At 59.2% G+C, this 24904-nt stretch carries 17 protein-coding genes and 1 pseudogene; 6 read left to right on the plus strand and 12 right to left on the minus strand.

Annotated elements, in window-relative coordinates:
• The first annotated feature begins 74 nt into the window (after positions 1 to 74).
• Positions 75 to 1238: a type III PLP-dependent enzyme gene (locus BSF40_RS16945; RefSeq protein WP_015093460.1), complete on the plus strand. Its 1164-nt coding sequence runs from the start codon at positions 75 to 77 to the stop codon at positions 1236 to 1238.
• Between the two features lie 157 nt (positions 1239 to 1395).
• Here the strand turns inward: BSF40_RS16945 and BSF40_RS16950 are convergent, their stop codons facing one another.
• Both BSF40_RS16950 and BSF40_RS16955 read right to left on the minus strand, forming a co-directional pair.
• On the minus strand, positions 1396 to 2157 hold the full coding sequence (locus BSF40_RS16950; protein WP_256589542.1) for a tetratricopeptide repeat protein: 762 nt from the start codon (positions 2155 to 2157) through the stop codon (positions 1396 to 1398).
• Positions 2158 to 2838: a Fe2+-dependent dioxygenase gene (locus tag BSF40_RS16955; protein WP_007973074.1), complete on the minus strand. Its 681-nt coding sequence runs from the start codon at positions 2836 to 2838 to the stop codon at positions 2158 to 2160. It abuts the gene before it with no gap.
• Positions 2839 to 3044: 206 nt separating this feature from the next.
• Here BSF40_RS16955 and BSF40_RS16960 point away from each other — a divergent pair, with 206 nt between their 5' ends.
• The 3 genes from BSF40_RS16960 to BSF40_RS16965 are packed head-to-tail and all read left to right on the plus strand — an operon-like array spanning position 3045 to position 8157.
• A complete protein-coding gene (locus BSF40_RS16960) occupies positions 3045 to 5369 on the plus strand; it encodes a TonB-dependent siderophore receptor (RefSeq protein WP_095965928.1) in 2325 nt (774 codons plus the stop codon).
• Positions 5370 to 5417: 48 nt separating this feature from the next.
• Entirely contained in the window at positions 5418 to 5585 is a 168-nt protein-coding gene (locus BSF40_RS33085) for a hypothetical protein (RefSeq protein WP_158247842.1), read from the plus strand.
• A 43-nt stretch (positions 5586 to 5628) separates the two neighbouring features.
• The gene (locus BSF40_RS16965; RefSeq protein ID WP_095965929.1) at positions 5629 to 8157 is read left to right on the plus strand and encodes a sulfite reductase flavoprotein subunit alpha; all 2529 of its coding nucleotides are present in this window, start codon (positions 5629 to 5631) and stop codon (positions 8155 to 8157) included.
• Positions 8158 to 8195: 38 nt separating this feature from the next.
• Here the strand turns inward: BSF40_RS16965 and BSF40_RS16970 are convergent, their stop codons facing one another.
• From BSF40_RS16970 to ptsP, 6 genes are all read right to left on the minus strand, one after another.
• Complete coding sequence (locus tag BSF40_RS16970) at positions 8196 to 9095, minus strand: hypothetical protein (protein WP_095965930.1); 900 nt, start codon at positions 9093 to 9095, stop codon at positions 8196 to 8198.
• Between the two features lie 105 nt (positions 9096 to 9200).
• Complete coding sequence (locus BSF40_RS16975) at positions 9201 to 11447, minus strand: alpha-xenorhabdolysin family binary toxin subunit A (RefSeq protein WP_095965931.1); 2247 nt, start codon at positions 11445 to 11447, stop codon at positions 9201 to 9203.
• 283 nt (positions 11448 to 11730) lie between these two features.
• Positions 11731 to 13320 (minus strand): alkaline phosphatase, encoded by a 1590-nt coding sequence (locus BSF40_RS16980; RefSeq protein ID WP_095965932.1) that lies wholly within the window; start codon positions 13318 to 13320, stop codon positions 11731 to 11733.
• A gap of 180 nt (positions 13321 to 13500) precedes the next feature.
• On the minus strand, positions 13501 to 15240 hold the full coding sequence (locus tag BSF40_RS16985; RefSeq protein WP_095965933.1) for a PTS fructose-like transporter subunit IIB: 1740 nt from the start codon (positions 15238 to 15240) through the stop codon (positions 13501 to 13503).
• Positions 15241 to 15251: 11 nt separating this feature from the next.
• Positions 15252 to 16193, minus strand: a complete 942-nt coding sequence (gene pfkB, locus BSF40_RS16990) for a 1-phosphofructokinase (protein ID WP_095965934.1) — start codon at positions 16191 to 16193, stop codon at positions 15252 to 15254.
• A complete protein-coding gene (gene ptsP, locus BSF40_RS16995) occupies positions 16193 to 19054 on the minus strand; it encodes a phosphoenolpyruvate--protein phosphotransferase (protein ID WP_095965935.1) in 2862 nt (953 codons plus the stop codon). Before ptsP ends, pfkB begins: the two co-directional genes overlap by 1 nt.
• Before the next feature lie 290 nt (positions 19055 to 19344).
• Between ptsP and cra the strand changes: the two genes are divergently transcribed.
• Together cra and BSF40_RS17005 are read left to right on the plus strand one after the other, a co-directional pair.
• Positions 19345 to 20340: a catabolite repressor/activator gene (cra, locus tag BSF40_RS17000; protein ID WP_095965936.1), complete on the plus strand. Its 996-nt coding sequence runs from the start codon at positions 19345 to 19347 to the stop codon at positions 20338 to 20340.
• Between the two features lie 3 nt (positions 20341 to 20343).
• Positions 20344 to 21123, plus strand: a complete 780-nt coding sequence (locus tag BSF40_RS17005; protein ID WP_095965937.1) for a TatD family hydrolase — start codon at positions 20344 to 20346, stop codon at positions 21121 to 21123.
• A 124-nt stretch (positions 21124 to 21247) separates the two neighbouring features.
• On the opposite strand, the gene BSF40_RS33530 is transcribed toward BSF40_RS17005, so the two are convergent.
• The 4 genes and pseudogenes from BSF40_RS33530 to ampD all read right to left on the minus strand — a co-directional run bounded on the left by BSF40_RS33530 (position 21248) and on the right by ampD (position 24877).
• Positions 21248 to 22177: a methyl-accepting chemotaxis protein gene (locus tag BSF40_RS33530; RefSeq protein WP_371918094.1), complete on the minus strand. Its 930-nt coding sequence runs from the start codon at positions 22175 to 22177 to the stop codon at positions 21248 to 21250.
• Positions 22154 to 23245, minus strand: a pseudogene (locus tag BSF40_RS33535) (methyl-accepting chemotaxis protein); the annotation flags it as partial. The gene BSF40_RS33530 and the pseudogene BSF40_RS33535, both read right to left, overlap by 24 nt.
• A 238-nt stretch (positions 23246 to 23483) precedes the next feature.
• The gene (ampE, locus tag BSF40_RS17015; RefSeq protein WP_095965939.1) at positions 23484 to 24320 is read right to left on the minus strand and encodes a regulatory signaling modulator protein AmpE; all 837 of its coding nucleotides are present in this window, start codon (positions 24318 to 24320) and stop codon (positions 23484 to 23486) included.
• Positions 24317 to 24877 (minus strand): 1,6-anhydro-N-acetylmuramyl-L-alanine amidase AmpD, encoded by a 561-nt coding sequence (ampD, locus tag BSF40_RS17020; protein WP_095965940.1) that lies wholly within the window; start codon positions 24875 to 24877, stop codon positions 24317 to 24319. Before ampD ends, ampE begins: the two co-directional genes overlap by 4 nt.
• Between the last annotated feature and the right edge of the window lie 27 nt (positions 24878 to 24904).

Here is a 24904-nt window from a genome sequence, read left to right on the forward strand (position 1 = left end):
AACCAAAGTGGGGATACGGAGGACGTTCATTTGCACCCATTGATAATTTTAGTTTGCCAGTAGGAGTTCCCAGCATGTCGATCCAGGTCGAAGACTATTTCGCGCGTGAAACCTTTCAGAAAATGAAGGCGTTCGCCGACAAACAGGAAACCCCGTTCGTGGTGATCGACACCGCGATGATCGCCCAGGCCTACGACGACCTGCGCGCCGGTTTCGAATTCGCCAAGGTCTACTACGCGGTCAAGGCCAACCCGGCCGTCGAAATCATTGACCTGCTCAAAGAGAAAGGCTCGAGCTTCGACATCGCCTCGATCTATGAGCTGGACAAAGTGCTGGGCCGTGGCGTCAGCGCCGAGCACATCAGCTACGGCAACACCATCAAGAAATCCAAGGACATCCGCTACTTCTACGACAAGGGCGTGCGCCTGTTCGCCACCGACTCCGAAGCCGACCTGCGCAACATCGCCAAGGCCGCCCCGGGTTCGAAAGTCTACGTGCGTATCCTGACCGAAGGCTCGACCACCGCCGACTGGCCGTTGTCGCGCAAATTCGGTTGCCAGACCGACATGGCCATGGACCTGTTGATCCTCGCCCGCGACCTGGGCCTGGTGCCTTACGGCATCTCCTTCCACGTCGGCTCGCAGCAGCGCGACATCAGCGTCTGGGACGCGGCGATCGCCAAGGTCAAAGTGATCTTCGAGCGCCTGAAAGAAGAAGACGGCATCCACCTGAAGCTGATCAACATGGGCGGCGGCTTCCCGGCCAACTACATCACCCGCACCAACAGCCTGGAAACCTACGCGGAAGAAATCATCCGCTTCCTCAAGGAAGACTTCGGTGATGACCTGCCGGAAATCATCCTGGAACCGGGCCGTTCGCTGATCGCCAACGCCGGCATCCTGGTCAGCGAAGTGGTGCTGGTCGCACGCAAATCCCGCACCGCGGTAGAGCGTTGGGTGTACACGGACGTGGGCAAGTTCTCCGGCCTGATCGAAACCATGGACGAAGCCATCAAGTTCCCGATCTGGACCGAGAAAAAGGGCGAGATGGAAGAAGTGGTCATCGCCGGCCCTACCTGCGACAGCGCCGACATCATGTACGAAAACTACAAGTACGGCCTGCCGCTGAACCTGGCCATCGGTGATCGCCTGTACTGGCTGTCGACCGGTGCGTATACCACCAGTTACAGCGCTGTCGAGTTCAATGGTTTCCCGCCGCTGAAATCGTTCTACGTGTAAATACTGCGTAGAAAACAAAAAGCCCACGACATGTCGTGGGCTTTTTTGTTTACGCAACCCCCTGTGGGAGCGAGCTTGCTCGCGATGGCGACAGGTCAGTCAACATTGATGTTGAATGTCATGACGTCATCGCGAGCAAGCTCGCTCCCACAAAGATTCAAGAGACCGGGGTCAATTCGACGACTCGATGATGAAATTCGTTGGCCAGCGCATGAATCCTTGGATCGGTCGCGCTCGACAACGCCTGACTCGCCACCCGCAGAAAATTCAGGTTGCCACCGGCCAACGCCTTGCGTAGCCAGACCAACGCATCCTCGATATTCCCTTCGTCGGTCAAGACCGCTGCAAAGCTGAACTGCCCGCGAAAATCCCCGCCCTCGGCCGAACGTCGATACCAGTCGCGGGCCGCGCGCAAATCCATGGGACACACCCGCCCTTCTTCCAGGTATCGACCCAACAGGTTCATTGACTTGGCATGACCCAAGTGTGCTGCGCGTTGATAGAAGCTGAACGCCAGCACTGGATCCTTGTTTAACCCACGCCCGGTCGCCAGCAGGTTGGCGTAGTTGTACATCGCCCAATCCAGTCCGGCCTGCGCCGCGACTCGATAATGCCGTGCAGCAAGCGATGCGTCGGCAACGCAACCCCAGCCATGCTCATGACAACGGCCAAGCATATTGCGTGACATCAGGTGCCCCTGGCGCGCGGCGATGCCAAACCAGCGCATCGCCAGCGGCTGGTCCTGCGCGATTCCCTGGCCGTCGAGCAGAATCTGCCCGAGCAAGGCCTGGGCCTCGACTTCACCTTCACGTGCGGCGATCAGGATGGCCTGGGCGGCGCGGGCCGGACTTTCGTCGAGCATGGAGCGCAGGCGTTCGCCGTCGAGCATTTCCTCTCGGCGTAAACGAAAATCCGCCACTTACACCTCGACCCAGCGACGCAACAGATTGTGATAGGTGCCGGTCAGGCGAATCAGCGATGGATGATCAGGAACATCGCGAGTCAGTTGCTGGATGGCCCCGTCCATCTCGAACAACAGGGCGCGCTGACTGTCTTCGCGCACCAGGCTTTGCGTCCAGAAAAACGAGGCAAGTCGCGTTCCGCGCGTCACCGCGTTGACCTTGTGCAGGCTGGTGCCGGGGTACAGCACCATGTCGCCGGCGGGCAGTTTCACGCGCTGGGTGCCGAAGGTGTCCTGGATTTCCAGCTCGCCGCCGTCGTAATCCTCAGGCTCGCTGAAGAACAGCGTGGCGGACAAATCCGTGCGCACCCGCTCGATGCTGCCTTTGGGCTGACGCACCGCGTTGTCGATATGGAAATCGAAACTGCCACCGGCGGTGTAACAGTTCACCAGCGGAGGAAAGACTTTGTGCGGCAGTGCAGCCGACATGAACAGCGGATTTTTCCACAGCCGCTCCAGCATCGCCGCGCCGATCTCCTTGGCCAACGGGTGGCCTTCCGGCAGTTGCAGATTGTGCTTGGCCTTGGCTGACTGGAAGCCGGCGGTGATCTTGCCATCGGCCCAATCGGCCTGTTCCAGAGCCTCGCGAATGCGCTGCACCTCGTCTTTCTCGAACAGGCCTGGAATGTGCAGCAGCATGACAAGATACCTGAATACAAAGGGGTGCCAATGGTATTGATTCTTATTGCCTGTGTAAAACACATCTGACGAATGAGTCAGCAGAAACCGTAAGGTTAAATTGTAAAGATTGTAAATTCAGTGCGAATAGTAATGTTTCGCAATTGTTACGAATACCTATTTACCCTATATTCCGCGGCCTCAAATCCTTGGGGAGGGGAATTCAAATGTCGCGTCAACAACCACAAGTACCGGTCAGTTCACCACGTCTGCTCGCATCGGCCATCGGCATGGCGATTACTGCCGGCTCTGCGGGCCACATGGTTTTCGCGGCGGAGAAAACCGACGGGAAAGCACCGGACAATGTGATTTCGCTGGGCGCCACCGCCATTACCGGCGAAGCCCAGGACGAGACAAGCTACAACGTAGAGAAAGCCTCCTCGCCCAAGTACACCGCGCCGCTGATCGACACACCGCGCTCGGTGACCGTTGTTCCGCAGCAAGTCTTGAAAGACACCGGTTCGCTCAACCTGCAGGACGCGTTGCGCACTGTTCCAGGCATCACCTTCGGTGCCGGTGAAGGCGGTAATCCGCAAGGCGACCGTCCGTTCATCCGCGGCTTCGACGCCCAGGGCGACACCTATCTGGACGGCGTGCGCGATACCGGCTCCCAGAGCCGCGAGATCTTCGCCGTTGAATCGATTGAAGTCAGCAAAGGCCCGAACTCCGCAATCGGCGGCCGTGGCGCAGCAGGCGGCAGCATCAACCTGGTCAGCAAGAAAGCGCACCTGGGCGATTCGCTCGACGGTGGTTTCACCTGGGGTTCCGACCAGACCCAGCGCTACACCTTCGACGGCAACTACCAGTTCACCGACACCGCCGCTGGCCGTCTGAACCTGCTGAGCCACGAGAGCAACGTCGCCGGGCGTGACAGCGTCGACTACGACCGCTGGGGTGTTGCACCGTCCCTGGCCTTCGGCCTGGGTACGGACACTCGCGTCAACCTCGACTACTACCACCTCGAAAGCAACGACACGCCGGATTCGGGCATTCCGTATTCGATCCCGGCCGGTGGCTCGGCTGCGCGTACCAAAGCCAATCCGGACAAGCCGAATGACGGCGGCGACAGCAGCAACTTCTATGGCCTGAACGACCGCGACTTCCGCAAGACCCGCGTCGATACGGCGACCTTCGCCATCGAGCACGACCTGAGCGACGCGCTGACCATCAAGAACACCCTGCGTCACGGCACCAGCATGCAGGATTACATCCTGACCCAGCCGGATGACAGTAAAGGCAACGTCAACAATGGCACCGTCTGGCGCCGCGCGAACACCCGCGTGAGCAACACCGAGACCACCACCAACCAGACCGACCTGTTTGGTGATGTCTACATCGCCGGCTTCAAGAACAGTTTCTCCACTGGTGTCGAGTACACCCATGAGGAAAACCAAAAGTCCTCGTACAACGTCAACACGGACACCACCCCGGGAACAGCCGCGGTAACCAACACCTGCTCGCCAGCCCTGATCGGCGCGCCAAGTGGCTACAACTGCACCTCGCTGTCCAACCCGACCCCGAACGACCCGTGGAACGGCGCAATCTCGCGTAACTACGCCGGCACCGACACCAAGGCCGACACCTACGCACTGTATGTGTTCGACACCCTGACGTTGTCCGAACAGTGGCTGGTGAACATGGGCCTGCGTTACGACCATTTCGATACCAGCTACAAAACCTTCAACGGTTCCAGCGTGACCACGTCCAAGGGCGATGACACCAGCGAATTCGTTACCGGTCAGTTCGGCGTGGTGTACAAACCTGCGGAAAACGGCAGCATCTATGCGTCCTACGCGACGTCTGCCACTCCACCGGGCAACACCCTGGGTGAAGGTTCGGAGGGCAACCCGTTGGGTGGCACGCCGGATCGCAACGGCAACCTGCTGAAAAGCGACATGGAGCCGGAAACCACCAAGAACTACGAAATCGGTACCAAGTGGGACCTGTTGAACGATCGTCTGTCCGTGACCGCCGATATCTTCCGCACCGAGAAAGACAACGCTCGGGTGCAAACCAACACCACCACTTACGAGAACGCCGGCAAAACCCGCGTTCAAGGTATCGAACTGTCGGCCAGCGGCAAGCTCACCGACAAATGGCAGGTCTTCGCCGGTTACGCCTACATGGACAGTGAACAACTCGATGGCGGTGATATGCCGGCCAACAAAGCCAACGACGGCAACGAACTGCCGAACACGCCGAAAAACAGCGCCAGCCTGTGGACGACCTATCAGGTCACGCCGAAGCTGACCATCGGCGGCGGTGCGTTCTATGTCGATGACGTGTTCGGCAACGTAGCCAACACCACCATGGTTGACTCCTACGTTCGTTACGACGCGATGGCAGCCTACAAGCTGAGCAAAAACGTCGACCTGCAACTGAACGTGCAGAACCTGACCGACGAAACCTACTACGACAAGGCGTTCTCGACTCACTTCGCCAACCAGGCGGCCGGTCGCACCGCGTTGCTGAGCACCAACTTCCACTTCTGATGGACATTTGAATACGCAACCTCTTCTGTAGGAGCGAGCTCGCTCGCGATGGTCGTCAACGATGACGCGGTTAGCCTGAAACCCCACGTCGTTCTTGAGTTCATCGCGAGCAAGCTCGCTCCTACAGAGGTCGGTGTTGGCGCAAAAGCCCCGTTCATCCAGATGAACGGGGCTTTTGCGCGTAAAAAAATGCTTCTCGACAACCCCACGGCATAATGCGCGCCGTGATGAATCAACTTGAACGAACAAGGCGAGTGACGTGTTGAAGAAAACCCTGTTCCAGTTGCACTGGTTTTTCGGCATCAGCGCCGGGCTGGTCCTGGCCCTGATGGGCATTACCGGGGCGGCGGTGTCGTTTCAGGATGAAATCCTGAGCACACTCAACCCTTCTGTGTTGCAGGTCGAAAAACAGCTCGCCGGTGTGCTGCCGCCTGCCGAACTGGTGGAGCACATCGAAGCCGCTTCGGGCAAAAAAGTCTCGATGCTCACCGTGGAAACCGACAGCGGCAACGCCGCCAAAGTGTGGTTCGCCCCGCCGCCGGGTGAACGCCGTGGCGAGATGCGCTACTTCGACCCGTACACCGCCGAGCTCCTTGGCGATGCCTCAGGCCAAGGCTTCTTCGGCCTGATGCTGCAACTTCACCGCTTCCTCGCCATGGGCGACACGGGTCGGCAGATCACCGGCGCGTGCACGCTGATCCTGGTGTTCTTCTGCCTGTCCGGCCTGTACCTGCGCTGGCCGCGCCAGTGGAGAAGCTGGCGCGCCTGGCTGACCCTGGACTGGAAGAAAAAGGGTCGCAGCTTCAACTGGGACCTGCACTCGGTGGCCGGCACCTGGTGCCTGGTGTTTTACCTCCTGGCAGCACTGACCGGGTTGTCCTGGTCCTACGAGTGGTACAACAAGGGCCTGACCCGGTTGCTCTCCGACTCACCGCAGAACGAACGCGTTCGCGGCGGACGTGGCCCTGCGCCGCAAGGTCCGGCACCAACAGCCGATTACGCGGCAATGTGGAGCAGCATCTACAGCGCTGCCGGCCCGCAACTCAGTTCCTATAACGTGCGCATGCCGCCAGTGGCCGGCCAGCCAGCGACCGTTTACTTCCTGCTGAAAACCTCGCCCCACGACCGGGCGCTGAACCAGATCACCCTCGACCCGGCCACGGGCGTGGTCAAACGGGTTGACCGCTATAGCGACAAGAGCCTCAAGGCGCAATTGCTGACCAGCATCTATGCACTGCATGTCGGCAGTTACTTCGGCATCGTCGGGCGCATCATCCTGACCCTCACGGCGCTGAGCATGCCGCTGTTCTTCGTCACCGGCTGGATGCTGTACCTGGATCGTCGTCGCAAAAAACGCCAGATCAAGGATGCGCGCAAAGACCTCGTGCAAACCGCCAGCGATGTGCCAGCGTGGCTGATCGGCTTCGCCAGCCAAAGTGGTTTTGCCGAGCAGCTGGCGTGGCAGACTGCCGGCCAATTACAGGCCGCCGGATTAGCGGTGAAGGTGCAGCCACTGGCAAATGTCAGCGAACAGGATTTGCGTGACTCCAGTAATGCGCTGTTCGTGGTCAGCACCTTCGGCGACGGCGATGCACCGGACAATGCTCGCGGTTTCGAGCGCAAGGTACTGGGTAAGACTTCGACGCTCGACAGCCTGAACTACGCCGTGCTCGGTCTCGGTGATCGTCAATATCAACACTTTTGCGGGTTCGCCAAACGCCTGCATCAGTGGCTGAACGAACACGGCGGCAAGACGCTGTTCGCGCCAGTGGAAGTCGACAGTGGTGATCCCTACGCCCTGCGTCACTGGCAAACCCAGCTCGGTCTGCTCACCGGGCAGGCACCGGTCGATACCTGGCAGGCACCGAGCTACGACAACTGGACACTGGTGCGTCGCGAACTGATGAACCCTGACAGCAGCGGTTCGCCGGTTTATCTGTTGGGCCTGATTGCTCCGAACACCAGCAGTTGGCTGGCCGGCGATCTCGTCGAAGTGCTGCCGCGCAACTGCCCGTGGGCCATCGAACACTTCCTCGACGGCCTCGGTATTCGTGGCGAGACCATAGTGAAAATCAACGGCCTCGAAGAGCCGCTTGAAGTAGCGCTGGCCTCGCGTCAACTGCCGGAACACCGCGCGCATCTGGTAGGTCTGCATGCTCAATCATTGGTCGATGCGATGGTGCCTTTGGCTGTGCGTGAATACTCGATCGCCTCAATTGCAGCAGACGGCGTGCTGGAGCTGATCGTGCGCCAGGAGCGGCATGCCGACGGCAGTCTCGGCATTGGTTCCGGCTGGTTAACCGAACATACGCCGGTGGGTGGCAGCATCAGCCTGAGGGTACGGCGCAACAGCGGTTTCCATTTGCCAAACGAGCCGGTGCCGATGATTCTGCTGGGTAACGGCACGGGTCTGGCCGGGTTACGCAGTTTGCTCAAGGCGCGGATTGCTGACGGTCAACAGCGTCAGTGGCTGCTGTTTGGCGAGCGAAATCGTGAGCACGATTTCCTCTGCCGCGCGGAACTGGAAGAATGGTTGATCAACGGTGATCTGGCGCGTCTCGACCTGGCCTTCTCGCGGGATCAGGCCGAGAAGATCTACGTGCAGGATCGCTTGAAGGAGTCGGCCGAGGAACTGAAAAAATGGCTGGCAGAGGGGGCGGTGATTTATATCTGCGGCAGTATGCATGGGATGGCCAGCGGGGTTGATCAAGTGTTGCAGGAAGTCCTGGGAGCAGCGCAGGTAGAAACGCTTATCGAACAAAACCGTTATCGCCGCGACGTCTACTGAGTGCAGCCGGATCTCATCCGGCTACCACTCCACGTTGCTCATTGTTCTTCAACAGCATACTTACCTTTATGGCGCATGAAGTCTGACCACTCCTGCAACCTGTCTATCCGCAGTTGCAGCGGGTTCAGCAAGCTGGCAACCAGGTTCAGCACCAAGAGCAATGTCGAATACGTCGTGGAAGCTGTTATTGAGGAAAGCCTGTCAATCATCACCGTCAATAACAGCTGAATCCTGTTCAGAAAATTGCCGAAGTTGAAGAGTGCGGAAGCGGAGGACGCGTATATGCCTGTCAAACGATACAGCTCCAGCGTTTGCGGTTCAGGATTTCCTCTGTACGGTCTCCTGAAATCGAAGGGGGAGGTCCCGGAACCCGAAGGAGGCTTTTGCGGTGAGTAGCCATACGCCTCTATTTTTTGTTTTCTTGCTGCAACGATGCGGTAGAACATTGGATGAATCCCTCGCTCCATCGAGGAGACGTTCAATCTGTACCGTTCAACTGTTTTCAGGTTGGTGCGGCACTGGTCAATGAAATAGCTGACGACTCCGGAAACGTTGTAAAAGCTGCAAATGGCAAAGTGAGGTTGGTGGAAGTCGAAAGGAGCGCACCCCAAAGTATCAACAGCCACCCGTCGATAACGCGTCACGCCTGGCTTGGCCTCAATGAAAACCTGCCGAAGGTCTCGGGCTTGATCGACGCAGGCAAGCACTCCCGCCCGTACCGACTCCACACCATCCACCAAGGACTGAAATCTGGAGAGATCGGCGTCAGCCTCTTCAGTCAACTTTTGCGCATAGGCACCTAGCACCTTTGATGTCTCAGGGGTGGAGTGAGTGATGAAATCCCTGTGGAGCACCTCGTTCAAGAACAATTTGTATGCGCGCAACGAAATAAAATCATCTTCCTGAAAAAACAGGGCATCCCTGCTCTCCTCGCTCATAGGCGCCTCCTGTGAACATTCAATCCAGAGTCATAGAGTCATTAAATAACCGTGCATCGAGTGGCTCGACGCACGGCCATTCAAGGGTGGTGTGAAATGTAATACTTACAGATAAGAAAGCTGATTCAGGTAACCGACAAAACCATTGGCGGTAGAGAAAAATTCTGAAATCTGCTTATTCAAGGGCATAGCCTGATGAGCCTTCATCGAGCTCAAGAAACCCGACACTGTTTTGTCGATTTTTTCGAACTCCGCCACGTAGAGCTTGCGCTGCTCATTCATCTCGCCAAACACTTCGATCAGCTTGATCTTGTCGGCAGTGATTCGTGCGCTGCGCTTTTCGGCAGCGATTTGCGCCTGCACCTCCAAAGTCTTATCACGAAGTACCTGATTCTGTTTTACCATCAAGACAAAGGAAACACTCTTAACTGCGCCCTCCAGGTCCTGTTTCACTTTTTCGATCGCTGCCAGCACAAGATCAACCTGAGATGGCTTTGCACCAAGCTTCTTGACCGTTTCAACACTCAATTCGATATTTTTTGTAATACCGGAAATTCCGAGTTTATTGAGCTCATCCACAGCTTCGTTGATGACTGCACGTTTTTTTTCAAGATCAGTCAGGCTGGAATCCAAACGTTCCAGTACGACTTCACGCTCTGAAACGTCATTAATCAACGAGGCTTTGAATCCCTGTACGGTCGTCTCATCGTAGTCTGCGTTGATATTCTTGAGGCTCTCACTCAACGAGCTGGAGACTTCACTGACGGATGCCTGTGCCTCATTCAACAACACAGCCTGCTCGCCATGAATTTCATCGACCTCTTCGGAACCTTCTTGCAGCTCTTCATCGAGCGACATCAACTGTCCAAGTGTGGATTTAAGTAAAAATTCGGTTTTCAGAGCCTTTTCCCTGACCACATTGGAGCAGCTCGAAATGTCGACCGAAAGTGTTTTAAACCTTTCGCTCAAGTCCGGAAGATAATCAGTTTTCATAAACAACAACTTTGCTTCCACTGCAATGTTACGCAGCTTCGAACTGCTGCCCTGCAAGATATCGGTTTGCACGCCAGGGTACATATCACTTTGCATTAAAGACCTCCTTGATCTTTTTCCTTGAAAACCGTACTCCCTCATGTATTCCATTTCCGCCTCGCGGAATAATTCAACAAGTTCATCCGCACTGTCGTAGATTGCGCGCCATGGCGCAGCGACCAAACGAAATTGGGTAATGAAGCCGAACAACCGAACGCCGCCTTCGATCTTCGAGATCGCTTTTCCGGAGCTTTCGATATAGGTATGGAGCACATTCCAGGTATGAACCACGTTATTTGTCGCCACTTCAGCATCCAGAGCGACCGTCTGCATATCCTGCATGTCACCTCTGATCCGTGCGATCGAGCCCAGGGTCTTGGACTTGCTCTCAAGGTTCTTGATGGCTGCTTCCTGGAGGCGCCTCAGATCATTGCGCCGGGATCGAACACCTTCGGCTTCGACTCCGATATAGATGGCAACCCCCAATCCTATGGGCGAAAGTTTGCTCGCCGACTCAAGCGATTTCATGACCAGCGCCTTGTACTCTTTATTCAACTCATCAATCTGATTAGCGCGTTCCTTGATCTCGTTATTCAAACTCTCGATATCCGCCGCGTACGTATTGCTCTCAAGAGCCAGTGCCAGCAACTTGATCGTGGGAATGATATCGTTAGTCAGTTGTCGACTAAACGTATTTAGATCGGTTTTGATTTCAACGGCCGTCTGCAGATGCTCCTTGACCTGTTCGAAGATCAGATCCAGAACATCCCCCAGATTCGGGATGGTGTCCTCTTCCAACGCAAGATCCGGGAACGGTTTCCCTTCTTTCACTTCCCAGTCACGCAATTCCTTGTAGTTGGTGATTTTGTGCGTGCCCAGCGTCTTGGCCAGCTTGATGTCAGCGAAAATTTCCTCAACCGAAGTAAGGTATACCTCCATGCTCAAAGCAAACATTTTCAAGTGGGCTCCCGTCAGCATGATGCGAGAGCGCAGGGGGGACCACAAACTGGCATGCGAGTTTATCTTCGTAAAAGAGGCGAGAAAGTCTTCGGTTGTGAAGCCCTTGCCACCGTCTTCGTCGCCAAAGTTCAGATAGGTCGCAAGGGATCGCTCGTTGGTCGGAAGTGCCAGCCCTACGGCTTCGTACTTTCGCAGGGAAATAATTTGGGCTTTGGTCAGTATCAAACCGTTTGGGCGAGTAATGTCACTCGTGCCCCCGGTCGACAAGGACATTAGTGATTGGGGGACAACGGCTGCAAGATCTGCAATTTCTTCGTGATTTTTGCCTTCCAGGCTCTTTTCCCACAATATAGCGGACATAGCGACTCCTTTCTAAAATTTGACGCTTAACCAGACCATTTAACTTTCATAGCCTGCTTATCGCCATAAAATTGAGAAAAGAAAGTAAGCAACCCACCTATGTCGATCAAGCGATTAAATATATGAAAATATGATAGCTAGAAAACCGGGATAAAACCCCAGCAAAAAACATCAAACTCAGCGACTAACGAGAGTCACTGAAACTTCAATCAACATCTACACACCAATACCCAGAGCCATGCATTTGACAGTAATGACAAATAAAACCCCGCAACTTCCAGTATCAGCTTTTTGTGCAAAAATCACTTCCCACATAGCGAGCAACTGCCGAGTCACACGGTGACAGTTTTTGCTCGAATACCGACACGCCATCCAGATCGCGCAACACCACGTTCAACTCCCCCGTCTGTCCATCGATATTCACCTCGCCGAAAAACTGAAATCCGGCAAACGGCGAGGCGTTATGCACAGGGGAGGCCTTCTCGAATACCACTTCAGGGCCAAAGGTCATATCCAGCGAGTCAGGCCCGAAACTGCCCGCATTCAACGGCCCGGCAATAAACTCCCAGAACGGTTCGAAGTCCTGGAACGCCGCCCGATCCGGGTGGTAATGATGGGCCGCGCAGTAATGCACATCCGCCGTCAGAAACAGGAAATTGCGCACCTGCTGCGCCCGCAGGAAACCGAGCAGTTCGGCGATTTCCAGTTCGCGACCCCGGGCAGGTCCAGGGTCGCCGTTGGCCACCGCTTCCCACCGCGTGACACCGGGGCTGACTTCACCGTCAGGCGCGCCAAGGCCGATGGACATGTCAGTAGCGATCACTTTCCATTGCGCGTTCGAGGCCTGCATTTCGCGCTTGAGCCAGTCCAGTTGCTCACGCCCGAGATACGGCCTGGCTTCGCCAAGGTTGTCGTCGTTGGCCCCGCGATAACTGCGCATGTCCAGCACGAACACATCCAGCAGCGGCCCGTAACCGAGCTTGCGATAGATCCGCCCGCCACCCTCGGCACTCTGCAAGCGCATCGGCGCGTATTCGAGCCAGGCCTGACGTGCGCGGTCCACCAGGCTGTGGATATCTTTGCTCTGGTACCGTGCATCCGGCTTTTTGCCCGGCGACCAGTTGTTCATCACTTCGTGGTCGTCCCACTGCCAGATCTGCGGGACCTCGGCATTGAAGCGGCGAATGTTTTCGTCCATCAGGTTGTAGCGGTAATTGCCGCGATACTCATCGAGGGTCTCGGCGACTTTGCTCTTGGCCTCTGTGGTGATGTTGCGCCACACCCGGCCGCCTTCCGCGCTGAGCTGCGCCGGGATCGGGTTGTCGGCGTAAATGGTATCGCCGCTGTGGATAAAGAAGTCCGGCAGGCGCCGGCGCATCGACTCGTAGATGCGCATGCCGCCAATGTCCGGGTTGATACCAAAGCCTTGGCCGGCCGTGTCGCCACTCCAGACAAACCGGATGTCGCGCCGGGTCTGCGGCACGCTGCGCAAGTGACCGAACCAGGGTTCACTGGCAACACCGCTCTGGGCGTCTTCAAATTGCACTCGATAGAAAATCGCCTGGTCGGCGGGCAGCCCGGTGAGTTCGACCCGGGCAGTGAAATCGGTGCGCGCATCGGCCAGGGGCGAGACGAATCGCCGAGGGTCGGGAAACAGGCTGCGGGTGTCCCACTCCACCACCATCCGTGCGGGGCGGTCGCAGCGGCTCCAGATGATCGCCCGGTCACCCAGCAGGTCGCCGGACTGCACGCCGTCGGTGAGTTGCGGCCGATCCTTGACCGAAGCGATCACCGCCGGCGCCAGCCCCGGCAACAACAACCCGGCGCCGACCGCTTGCACGACACGACGGCGCCCGAGGTTGAAATCGCTCATGGTGTTCTCCCTGAAATGGAAAACCAATGCATGGCCCTATGACCCAGACATGACACAAATCCTTCCCACACCCTACCACCCTGTGGGAGCGGGCTTGCTCGCGAAAGCGGAGTGTCAGCGAAGTTGATGTCAACTGACATTCCGCTTTCGCGAGCAAGCCCGCTCCCACACTTATTGGTGTCAGGCCTTGGCTGGCTCCAGTGCCAGCTCCACCGTCTCCGGACGCTTCACCAACGCATACACCACCGCCGTCAACAGACTCCCCGCGACAATCGCCAGCAGATACCACAGCGCATGGTTGATCGCATTCGGGATCGCCAGCACGAACAAACCGCCGTGGGGCGCCATCAGTTTGCAGCCGAAATACATCGACAGCGCACCGGTCAGCGCACCGCCGGCGATACTCGCCGGAATCACCCGCAACGGATCTTTTGCGGCAAACGGAATCGCCCCTTCGGAGATGAAGCATAGCCCCAGCACCAGCGCCGCTTTGCCGGCTTCGCGTTCAGTCTGCGCAAACTTGCGTCGGGCAATGAACGTGGCGATGCCCAGACCAATCGGCGGCACCATGCCGGCGGCCATGGTCGCCGCCATCGGCGCGTAACTCTGCGATGCCAGCAAGCCGACCGAGAAGGCATAGGCCGCTTTATTGATCGGCCCGCCGAGGTCGACGCACATCATTCCACCCAGCAGCACACCGAGCAGGATCGCGTTGGTGGTGCCCATGCTGTCGAGGAAATGCGTGAGTCCGGCGAGCATCCCGGCCACCGGTTTGCCAACCACGTAAATCATCACCAGACCGGTGAACAGACTCGCCAGCAACGGAATGATCAGGATCGGTTTCAACGCCTCAAGGCTCTGGGGTAAACGCGCGTATTTATTGATCGCCCTGGCCGCATAACCGGCGAGGAACCCGGCGATGATTCCGCCGATGAAACCCGCGCCCAGGGTGCTCGCCAGCAGTCCGCCGATCATCCCCGGCGCGAGGCCGGGACGGTCGGCGATGGAATAGGCGATATAGCCTGCCAGCAACGGCACCATCAGCTTGAACGCAGTGTCGCCACCGATCTGCATCAACGCCGCCGCCAACGTGCCCTCTTCCTTGAACGCGGTGATGCCGAACACGAACGACAAGGCGATCAGCAAGCCGCCGGCGACCACCATCGGCAACATGAACGACACGCCGGTCAGCAGGTGTTTGTAAATGCCGGTTTTTTCCTGTTTGACCGTTGTATTGGCAGCGCTTGATGCGCTTTCCTGCTGGCCTTCGGCCAAGGCTTTTTTCAAGGTTGCTTCGGCTTGCTTGAGGGCAATGCCGGTGCCACAGCGATAGATCTTCTTGCCGGCGAAACGCTCGGTGGCGACTTCGATATCGGCCGCCAGCAGCACCACATCGGCCTCGGCAATCGCCGCTGCGCTCAGTGGATTGCGCGCACCGACCGAGCCCTGGGTTTCCACCTGCAGGTCATAGCCCAGGCGTTTGGCCGCTTGCTGCAAAGCCTCGGCGGCCATGAACGTGTGAGCGACGCCCGTCGGGCATGCGGTGACGGCCACCAGTCGCGGCGCGTTCCGGGCTACAGCCACTGGCTCGATGACCGCTTCAGAAGCGGCGTAAACCTGCGCTTCCTGCGCACCACGTTGCAGCACGGCTTCCACGTCTTGCAGGGCCTGGGCCGGGGTGCTCTGGAACACTCGCTTGCCAACAAACCGCGCCATGTCCACGGGCGCGCTGGTCACCAGCAGCACCCACTCGGCCGCATCGAGGGTGGCCGCCGACAATTGCTTTTCCGGATGTGCGACATCGGTGATTTCGACACTGGTGCTCCAGCCCTGACGCTGGGCCGCGGCATCAAGCAACCGGGCACACAGCACACTGGTGACCATGCCGTTCGGGCAGGCCGTGATGATGGCTAACTTCATGACAAACCCTCTTATTGTTCTGTCAGGGGACGCACGCGCACACCCTGTTCGAGCTGCGCCAGTTGCGCTGCATCGCCAATGCCGAATCCGATCTGGGTCACTGCCATCGCGGCAATCGCCGTGGCGGTGCGCAAGGTTTGCTCCGGCGTATCGGCACTGAGCAAACCGTGAAGCATCCCCGCCAGCAACGAATCACCTGCGCCCACCGTGCTGGCGACGCTGACCCTGGGTGGCGTGGCATGCAGAGCCGAGCCGACGCTGAACCAGTTCACGCCTTCGGCGCCGTGGGAAATCACCACATGCTCGATGCCTTGGACGTGCAAACGCTCCGCTGCCAAGGCCTGGGCACTGACCGACACGACCTCGCAGTCCAGCACCTCGGCCAGCTCTTCGGCGTTGGGTTTGATCAGCCAGGGTCCCGCTTTGAGCGCTGCACGCAACGCATCGCCGCTGGTATCGAGGGCAACGTTCAGACCCAGCGCCTTCAAGCGCAAAATCAGTGCCTGCAACCACTGCGCACTGACGCCCAAGGGCAAGCTTCCGGCGACCACCACCGCATCGTGCCCCGGGGCAATCTGCTCCAGTCGATCGATCAAGGCCTGCTGCGCCGCTTCGCTGACCTGCGGCCCCGGTCCGTTTATGTCGGTGATGCGTCCGTCGCTTTCCGCCAGTTTGATGTTGCTGCGGGTTTCACCGGGAACGCGGATGAAGGCGTCGGCAAAACCGCGTTTGGCGAACAGCGTTTCAAACGCTTGCAGGTTGTCTTCGCCAAGAAAACCACTGACGGTCAACTGATGCCCGAGGTCGGCCAGCACTTGCGCCACGTTCACACCTTTACCGGCGGCGTGGGTGTGCATGACATCGCTGCGATTGACCTGGCCGGCTTCAAGGCGCGGCAACTGCACGGTCAGGTCCAGCGCCGGGTTGAGGGTCAGGGTGAGAATCCGTGCCATTACAGGGCCTCCACGAGTGCGCGCACTTCATTGGCGCTGCCCACGGCCAAGGCCTGTCGGGCAAGGGTTTGAGTCTGAGTGAAGCCCAGTTCGCGAATCCGCGCCTTGACCTCGGCAATACTGCGCGCGCCCACACTGAGCTCATCCACCCCGAGGCCGACCAGTACCGGCACCGCCAGCGGGTCGGCTGCCAGCTCGCCGCACACGCCGACCCATTTGCCGTGGGCATGGGCCGCGCGTACGGTGATGTCGATCAGTTGCAGCACCGCCGGATGCAAGCCATCGGCCTGGGCCGACAGCGTCGGATGGCCACGGTCAATGGCAAGCGTGTATTGGGTCAGGTCGTTGGTACCGACGCTGAAAAAGTCGACCTCTTTGGCCAGTACAGGCGCCAGCAAGGCCGCCGACGGCACTTCGATCATGATCCCCAGTTGCAGGTCGGCAACCGGGATTTCCAGGCGCAGACGTTCGGTCATGTCACGGGCCTGGCGCCACTCGTCAACGCTGCCGACCATCGGGAACATGATCCGTAGCGGACGGTTGTCGGCAGCCCGCAGCAAGGCACGCAGTTGCGCTTCCATGATCTGCGGGCGCTGCAAGGTCAGGCGAATGCCACGCACGCCGAGAAAGGGGTTTTCTTCCTTCGCAATCGGCCAGTACGGCAGCGGTTTGTCGCCACCGACATCGAGAGTACGCACCACCAGCGGTCGCCCGGCCAGACCGTCGAGGACGCGGCGGTACTCGACTTCCTGGGTCGCCTCGTCGGGCGCTTGCGGGTGGGCCATGAAAATCAGTTCGGTGCGCAACAGGCCGATACCTTCGGCGCCCTGCTCCACCGCACTGGTGACGCCGGCACTTTCGCCGATATTGGCGAACACTTCGACGGCATGGCCGTCGGTGGTCAGTGCCGGCTGGTGGCGTTGCTCGGCGGCTGCCTTCAAGCGCTGCTCGCGGGTATCGCGTTCGGTCGTGGCGCGCTGCAAGGTCATCGCGTCAGCGTCCACATGCAGACGCCCACGCTGGCCATCGAGCAGCAATGGCGTACCCGACGCCAGCAGCAACACGCCGGGGCCGGCGCCGACCAATGCCGGAATTCCCAGGGCCCGGGCAACAATCGCACTGTGCGCCGTAGCGCCGCCCCGTGCGGTGAGAATCCCGGCCACGCGAGCCGGGTCCAGACGCGCGACGTCGGACGGGCCGACCTCGTCCATCACCAGAATGTACGGCTGATCCGGTTCACTCGGGATTTCGATACCACTGAGTTGCAGCAAAACCCGACGCCCAATGTCGCGCAAGTCGGCAGCGCGCTCGGCGAGCAAGGCATCCTGCAACGCTTCCTGCTGCAGGGCCGCCGCTTCAATCACGACCATCCACGCAGCCTCCGCGCTTTCGCCCTGCTTGAGACGCGTATCGACCTCATCGGTCAGTTCCGGGTCGTCGAGCATCTCCTGGTGGGTGATGAAGATTTCGCGAATGGCTTTGCTTTTGCTGCGTTCGATCAATCCCTGGATGTCCCGGCGCACCTGCGCCAGCGCGTGCTGGAGACGTTCACGCTCGATGGCGGCGGATTCACCGCGCAACGGGTAATCGATGCTTTGCAGGACTTGAATATGCGCCGGACCGATGGCAATGCCCGGGGCGGCGGCAATGGCCTGGACCACGCTGCCGGATATTGGGGCGAGGATCACTTCGGCCATATCGGCAACGACTTCCCGTACCTGGCTGACTGGCGGCAGCGGCTCGACTTCTTCACCGAGGCCTTCTTCGATGGCGGCCAACAGGGCCGGCAATGCATCAGCCGCGATGCCCGGTTCGGCGATGAATTCCAGGACCTGCCCGCGACGGGCGCCGAGGCTGAGCAGTTTGCTCAGGCTCTTCACCGACACCGCGCTGTCGTGGCCGTCGACGATCCGCACGCGGATTTCACCCTCAAAACTTTTCGCCAGTTGCGCGAGGATCTTCGCCGGCCGCGCATGCAAACCATGGGCATTGGCCAAGGCAATGCGCGCACTGGGCCAGTCGGCGGGCACTTCACCACCGAGCACTTCGAGAACTTTGCGACTGCTGGTGGCCCGCCCCAACTCATGGCCACGGCCTTCGATCAACAACGCGCACAGGCGCTCGAGCAGGGCTTGATGGGCTTCACCGAGGCTGGCCAGGCAGAACAGTCCATTGAGCGGCTGGCCGAGATAGCGCAGTGGTTTGTCCGGGGTGACGAAGGCCAGGCCGGGACGCTTCACCGTTTGCTCGCTGTGCAGCCACCACAGGCCATCGCCCAACGGCAACGCTTCAACCTGTTGCAGCACGGCGGAAAAACCATTGCTCACGCAGTCGGCCTGGCGCAACAAACGTGCGCCACGCCACACCAGCTCCTCGAAATCTTCGGCCGCCACACCGAGGCCGATCATCTGCGCATCCAGCGCCAGCTCCTGCGGCGCGCCTTGCAGCAATTTCAGCAGCGCTTCAGCGGAACCGGCGCGACGCAGGGCCTGGCCCAGGTCAGTCTCGCCGAGGGCGCGGGTCAGCAATTGCAACAGGCGCAGATGCTCATCGGATTTGGCAGCGATACCGATCGCCAGGTAAACGATATGACCGTCGCCCCAGTCCACACCTTCAGGGAACTGCATCAGGCGCACACCGGTGGTGAACACCAGGTCGCGGGTTTCGGGGGTACCGTGGGGGATGGCAATACCTTGACCGAGAAAGGTCGAGCCCTGGGCCTCCCGCGCCTGTAAACCGGCCAGATAACCCTCGGCAACCAGGCCGTCGGCGACCAGATGCCGAGCCAGCAATTGCAGCGCTGCGGATTTATCCACAGCCGACTGGCCCATGGAAATCTGCTCTACAGTGAGCTCGAGCATGCTTTCTCCTTTTTGGCGCCTTGGGGCACCAGGTATTGTTTTGAATGAGTCAGCTTAGGCGCTTGGTCATCGCTTTTGGCGGTTTCACGGCAGAACCGGCCAAAGGCACCTAATACGTAGAAAATACGCCTGCTGAAACGTTTAATCTAGATCGATTGGCACGTTACTCGATATTGGCCCATCCTTGAAGTCCAACTTGTCGGATGCGTTGCGACAATGGTCGCCTGCCTTAATCGGTTAGGATTGACGAAAATGTCGAGGCAATCTCGAAAAAACAAGGAAACAGCGGGTTGAAACTCAGTGATATTGCCCAGTTGGCCGGTGTGTCCGTCACCACCGCCAGCTATGTCATCAATGGCAAGGCCGAACAACAGCGCATCAGTAGCGCCACCGTCGAACGCGTGCGCGCGGTCGTCGAACAACATGGCTTCACGCCTAACCCACAGGCCGCCGGCTTGCGCAGCCGACACACGCGCACGTTGGGGTTCATTCTGCCGGATCTGGAAAACCCCAGTTACGCGCGAATCGCCAAATTGCTCGAACAAGGCGCACGCGCCCGCGGTTATCAGCTGCTGATCGCCAGTTCCGACGATGCCCCGGACAGCGAGCGGCAATTGCTGCAACTGTTCCGCGCCCGGCGCTGCGACGCGCTGATCGTTGCCAGCTGCCTGCCGGCCGGCGACGACAGCTATCATCAGTTGCAAGCCAAGGGCATACCGATCATTGCCATCGACCGGGTCATGGAGCCCGAGCACTTCTGCTCCGTGATCAGCGACGACCGCGAGGCCAGCCTGCAACTGACCCGCAGCCTGCTGGAGCCGCAGCCCAAACAGATCGCCCTGATCGGTGCCCGCCCGGAACTGAGCATCAGCCGGGAACGCGCCGCGGGCTTCAATGAGGCCCTCACCGGGTTCAACGGCGAAGTACTGATCGAAGAAGGCGAATCCTTCAGCCGCGAGTGCGGCAAACAATTGATGGAAGAGTTGCTGCTGCGCCTGGGCCATTTGCCCGATGCGTTGGTGACCACCTCCTACGTGCTGCTTCAGGGCGTGTTCGATGCACTGCACGACTTCCCGTTGAAAAACCGCCCGCTGCGCCTCGGCACATTTGGCGACACCCAGTTGCTGGACTTCCTGCCATTGCCGGTCAATGCCATGGCGCAACAACACCAGTTGATCGCCGACAAAGCCCTCGCACTCGCTCTGGCGGCCATTGAGCAGTCGGATTACCGGCCCGGCGTACAAGCCATTGCGCGCACGTTCAAGCAGCGTATTCGCCAGGACTGAACCGTGGAGCTGATCGATACCCACACCCATCTGGATTTTCCGGACTTCGACGCTGACCGCCAGGCGTTGCTGGCCGAAAGCCGCGCCCTCGGGGTGCGGCGGATCGTGGTGCTGGGGGTTTACCAGGCCAATTGGCAACGGGTCTGGGAGTTGGTGCAGAGTGACCCCGACCTGCACGCCGCGTTCGGGCTGCATCCGGTGTATCTGGACGATCATCGCCCGCAACACCTGAGCGAACTCGGTGACTGGCTGACCCGTCTGGCCGGCCATCGGCAACTGTGTGCAGTGGGCGAGATCGGCCTGGACTACTTCATCGAATCCCTCGACCGCGACCGCCAACAGGCGTTGTTCGAGGCACAATTGCAACTGGCGGCGGACTTCAATCTTCCGGCATTGATCCATGTGCGGCGTAGCCACGCGGCGGCGATTGCCACGCTCAAACGGTTTCGCCTGAAACGTGCCGGGATCATCCACGCCTTTGCCGGCAGCAAGGAGGAGGCGCGGGAATACATCAAGCTCGGTTTCAAGCTCGGCCTTGGCGGTGCCCCGACCTGGCCACAGGCGCTGCGCATGCACCGCGTGCTCGCTGAGCTGCCTCTGGATTCGGTGGTGCTGGAAACCGACTCGCCGGACATGGCGCCCGCGATGTTCCCGGGCCAGCGCAACAGCCCGGCACACTTGCCGGCGATCTGCGCGACGCTGGCCGGCATCATGGTGATCAGCCCCGAGCAATTGGCCGCGACCAGTACAGCCAATGCCTGCGAGTTGTTTAACTGGTCATAACTGCCAGCACCCGCCAACTGTGGGAGCGGGCTTGCTCGCGAAAGCGATCTTTCAGTCACATTAATGTTAGATGTGCCGCCGTCTTCGCGGGCAAACCCGCTCCCACAGGGTCCCGAGGAGAATTTCAGACCCGGAATGCGCTGATCAACTGTTTCAACTCCACGACCTGAGCCGACAACGCCCGACTGGCGTCTTCGGTCTGGTGCGCACCTTCTGCGGTACGCTCGCCGGCACGATTGATCTCGACGATGTTCTGGTCGATGTCGTGGGCCACGGCGGTTTGTTGCTCCACCGCGGCGGCAATCTGCTGGTTCTGGTCGACGATCATGCCGACCGCTCCCAGAATATTTTCCAGCGCCCGCTGGACCTTCTCCGACTGCCCCACCGTGCCGTTGGCCATTTCATGGCTGGTGCCCATGGCCTTGACCGCCGCGCCGACTCCGCCATGGAGCTTGGCGATCATCTGCTCGATTTCTTCGGTCGATTGCTGGGTACGCTTGGCCAGGGTCCGGACTTCATCGGCGACCACGGCGAAACCGCGCCCCTGCTCACCGGCCCGGGCGGCCTCGATAGCGGCATTGAGTGCCAGCAGGTTGGTCTGCTCGGCGATGCTCTTGATCACTTCCAGAACACGGCTGATGGACTGGCTGTCGCTGGCCAGTTGATTGATCACCCGCACCGACTGATCGATTTCGATGGCCAGTGCGGCAATGCTGCCTTGCTGCGACTCCACCAGACCGCGACCGCTGATGGTTTCGTCGTTGACGCTGTGGGCGCTGCTCACCGCCGCCGCAGCACTGCGCGCGACCTCCTGGGAAGTGGCCGACATCTGGTTCATCGCCGTAGCCACTTGTTCGATCTGTGTGCGCTGCCCGGCGACGGCCTGGTTGCTTTGCGCGGAAACGTTTTGCACCTGACCGGCCTGGCGCTCGACTTCACTGACGGTCTGCCCCACCCGTTCGATCAGGTCATGGATTTTCTTCACGGTGCCGTTGAACACCTCACCCAACTCGCCCAGTTCGTCACGGCTATGGGCGCTGAAGGTCACAGTCATGTCGCCGGCCGCCACCTTGTCCATCACCCCTCCAAGGCGCTTGAGCGTGGTGCGGGTCGAGACATAGAAAGCGCCGTAGAGATAAAAGATCAACACGAATACGACTGATAACGCCACGGCCTGCAAGACCATGTGCGTGCGATTCTGGTCCAGGCGTTGCTGCAACTGCGGGCCCAGATACTTGAGGGTTGCTTCGTTGAGTTGGTAAGTCTGATCCATCAGGGCGCTGACCTGATCGTAAAAGCCCTGCCACGGCGCATCGAGGGTATCGGCCATGACCACTTGCTCTTCGAACAGCTCGCTGGCCTTCTTCAAGGATGCCCGGCTGCTATCGGCCTGAGCGGCCAGGGTATCGCGGGCGGCGTTGCTGGCCCCCAAGGCGTCCTGCAACTTCAGGCCATATTCGGCCTGGAGCTTTTCAATCTGCGCCAGCAATTCATCGAAACGGGTACTCGACGCCGAGTTGATGAAACCCTGCCCCAACGAGTAAGACCCCATTGCCCGACCTTCGCCCAGAATCTGGGTGACACGTGGTGTGACGAGGGTGACGAGTTCGCTCAACTGGCGCATGTCGCTCTGGTTGTCGCGGCTGAGGCCGGACTGGCTGGTGATGAGCTGGCTGAAAATCTGCGCGCTGCCCACAAGCTTGCCGATCAGGGCGCTTTTGCTCTGCAGGGAGTTTTCCATTTGCTGGGCCTTGAACCCGGCGATCATCTCATCGCGCTTGCCATCAAACACCGCGACCTGCTCCGGGTCGCTGGTCATCGCCGTCAGCCCTTGCAGGCGAGTCAGAATATTCTGTTCGAGGGTGCTGATTTTCGATTCGACATTGCCGGCCTTCCCGGATTGGCCGAGGCTGACATTGATCTGCACCAGGTTGTTCAGGGTTTCCAGATCGCGCCGTAACGCCAGGCTGCTGCCCAACAGGTCGAGACTTTGCAGTTCGATGCGCGTGCCCTGGAATTCGCGGTAGGAGTCACGCACCAGATAGAAGTTGGTCACCAGCATCGGCACCAGGAACAGTACGCTGATCAGGCTGAACTTCATGCCGAAGCTCAGGCGATTCATCAGTGCGACAGCGGGATAGAGCAAGCTCTTCACTGGATGTCTCCCTTCAATTTCTTATTTTTTTTATTGGCAGGCGCAGACAGACAGCAGATAGCCACTATGCGGCGCTATCTCTGTATAACTTAAATCGGCAGGAAGTTTTGTAACTTAAGGTTAACGACAGGGCGAAGCACTTCAGGCAAGTGATCACCCTGTGGCGAGGGGGCAAGCCCCCTCGCCACAATGGCTCAGTGCAGGACTAATGCAAGACCGTCCACAACGCAAACCCGGCATACCAGAGCACCGCCGCACGCAGCAGCAGCGCCCAGATGCGGTCCAGGTTGTTGATACCTTCCACGCCGGCCACCGGTGCCGGAATTTCACCGGCCACCAGCCCGACGTTCACGATCAATTGCGCGGCGCTGATGTTCCAGTTCAGCAGTTCATGCAGCATCACCCGACTGACCGCGACAAAATTGCCGACCAACGCCAGGCTCGCCGCCAGCAGACGCACCGGCAACCAGTCGAAGGCGTGACGCAGTTGCCCGGCGCGCTCGACCAGCGCCGGGTTTTTCCCGTGTTCTTCGGCCAGCGCCAGCAGCCGATAACTCAGCGCCGCGACCGGCCCCAACAGGAAGTACCAGAAAATCACCGCGAAAAAGCTCTGGTAGGCCTCCCACAGCAAATGCCCTTCGACCTGCTCCAGCAACTGCTCGCCACTGTCTGCACAGATATCCAGATCGCGCTTGGCGACAAGGGCCGCTGCTTGCAGATCCTCCCGACGCCAGGCATCGCGGAACGGCCCGAGATCGCCCAGCAGATCACCGCGCCCCAGGCTGTAGATCACGACCAGCAAATGGATCGGCAACGCGAGCAACCCGTAGGCCACCGGCTCGATGACGACCAGCAGCAATCCCAGCAACGCCACCGGCAACAAGACCACCACCGACAACACCAGCCATGGCCGGCCCGAAAGCCGCGGGCTGGTCTCAAGCTTGTTCAGCTCGCGCGTCCAGCCACTGTCACGCTGAACCTGATGGCGCAGGGCCGAGAACTTTTCGATCCACACCGCCAATAGCAACACCAGAAAACTCATTGCCCATCCTCTTGTGCCAGAGCGGCGCGATAACGTGCCCAATCGAACGCCGGCCCCGGATCGGTTTTGCGCCCGGGTGCAATGTCGCTGTGCCCGCAGATGCGCTCTGTAGTGATCGCCGTGAACGTCCGTTGCAACTGACGGGTCAGGGCCGTCAACGCGCCGTATTGCGCGTCGGTGAACGGCAGATCATCCGTGCCTTCGAGCTCGATGCCCACGGAAAAATCGTTACAGGTTTCCCGCCCCTCGAAGCTCGAGACCCCTGCATGCCACGCACGCTCAAGGCATGAAACAAACTGGGTGACCGTTCCGTCACGCTCGATCAGAAAGTGCGCGGACACCCGCAAATCCGCAATCCCTTCAAAATAGGGATGTTCGGTGACATCCAGGCGATTCTGGAAAAACTCCTGCACCTTGCCCGTGGCGAACTGCGCCGGTGGCAGGCTGATGTTGTGGATCACCAGCAGGGAAATCTCGTCTGTGGGGCGCGCATTGAAGTTGGGTGAGGGGCAGACATGCACACCCTGAATCCAACCGCTCGCGGGGTCCAACTGCATACCGATTCCTTCAACGTCGACTGTGTT

It is taken from the genome of Pseudomonas sp. ACN5 (assembly GCF_002303975.1).
Classification (GTDB): domain Bacteria; phylum Pseudomonadota; class Gammaproteobacteria; order Pseudomonadales; family Pseudomonadaceae; genus Aquipseudomonas; species Aquipseudomonas laurylsulfatiphila.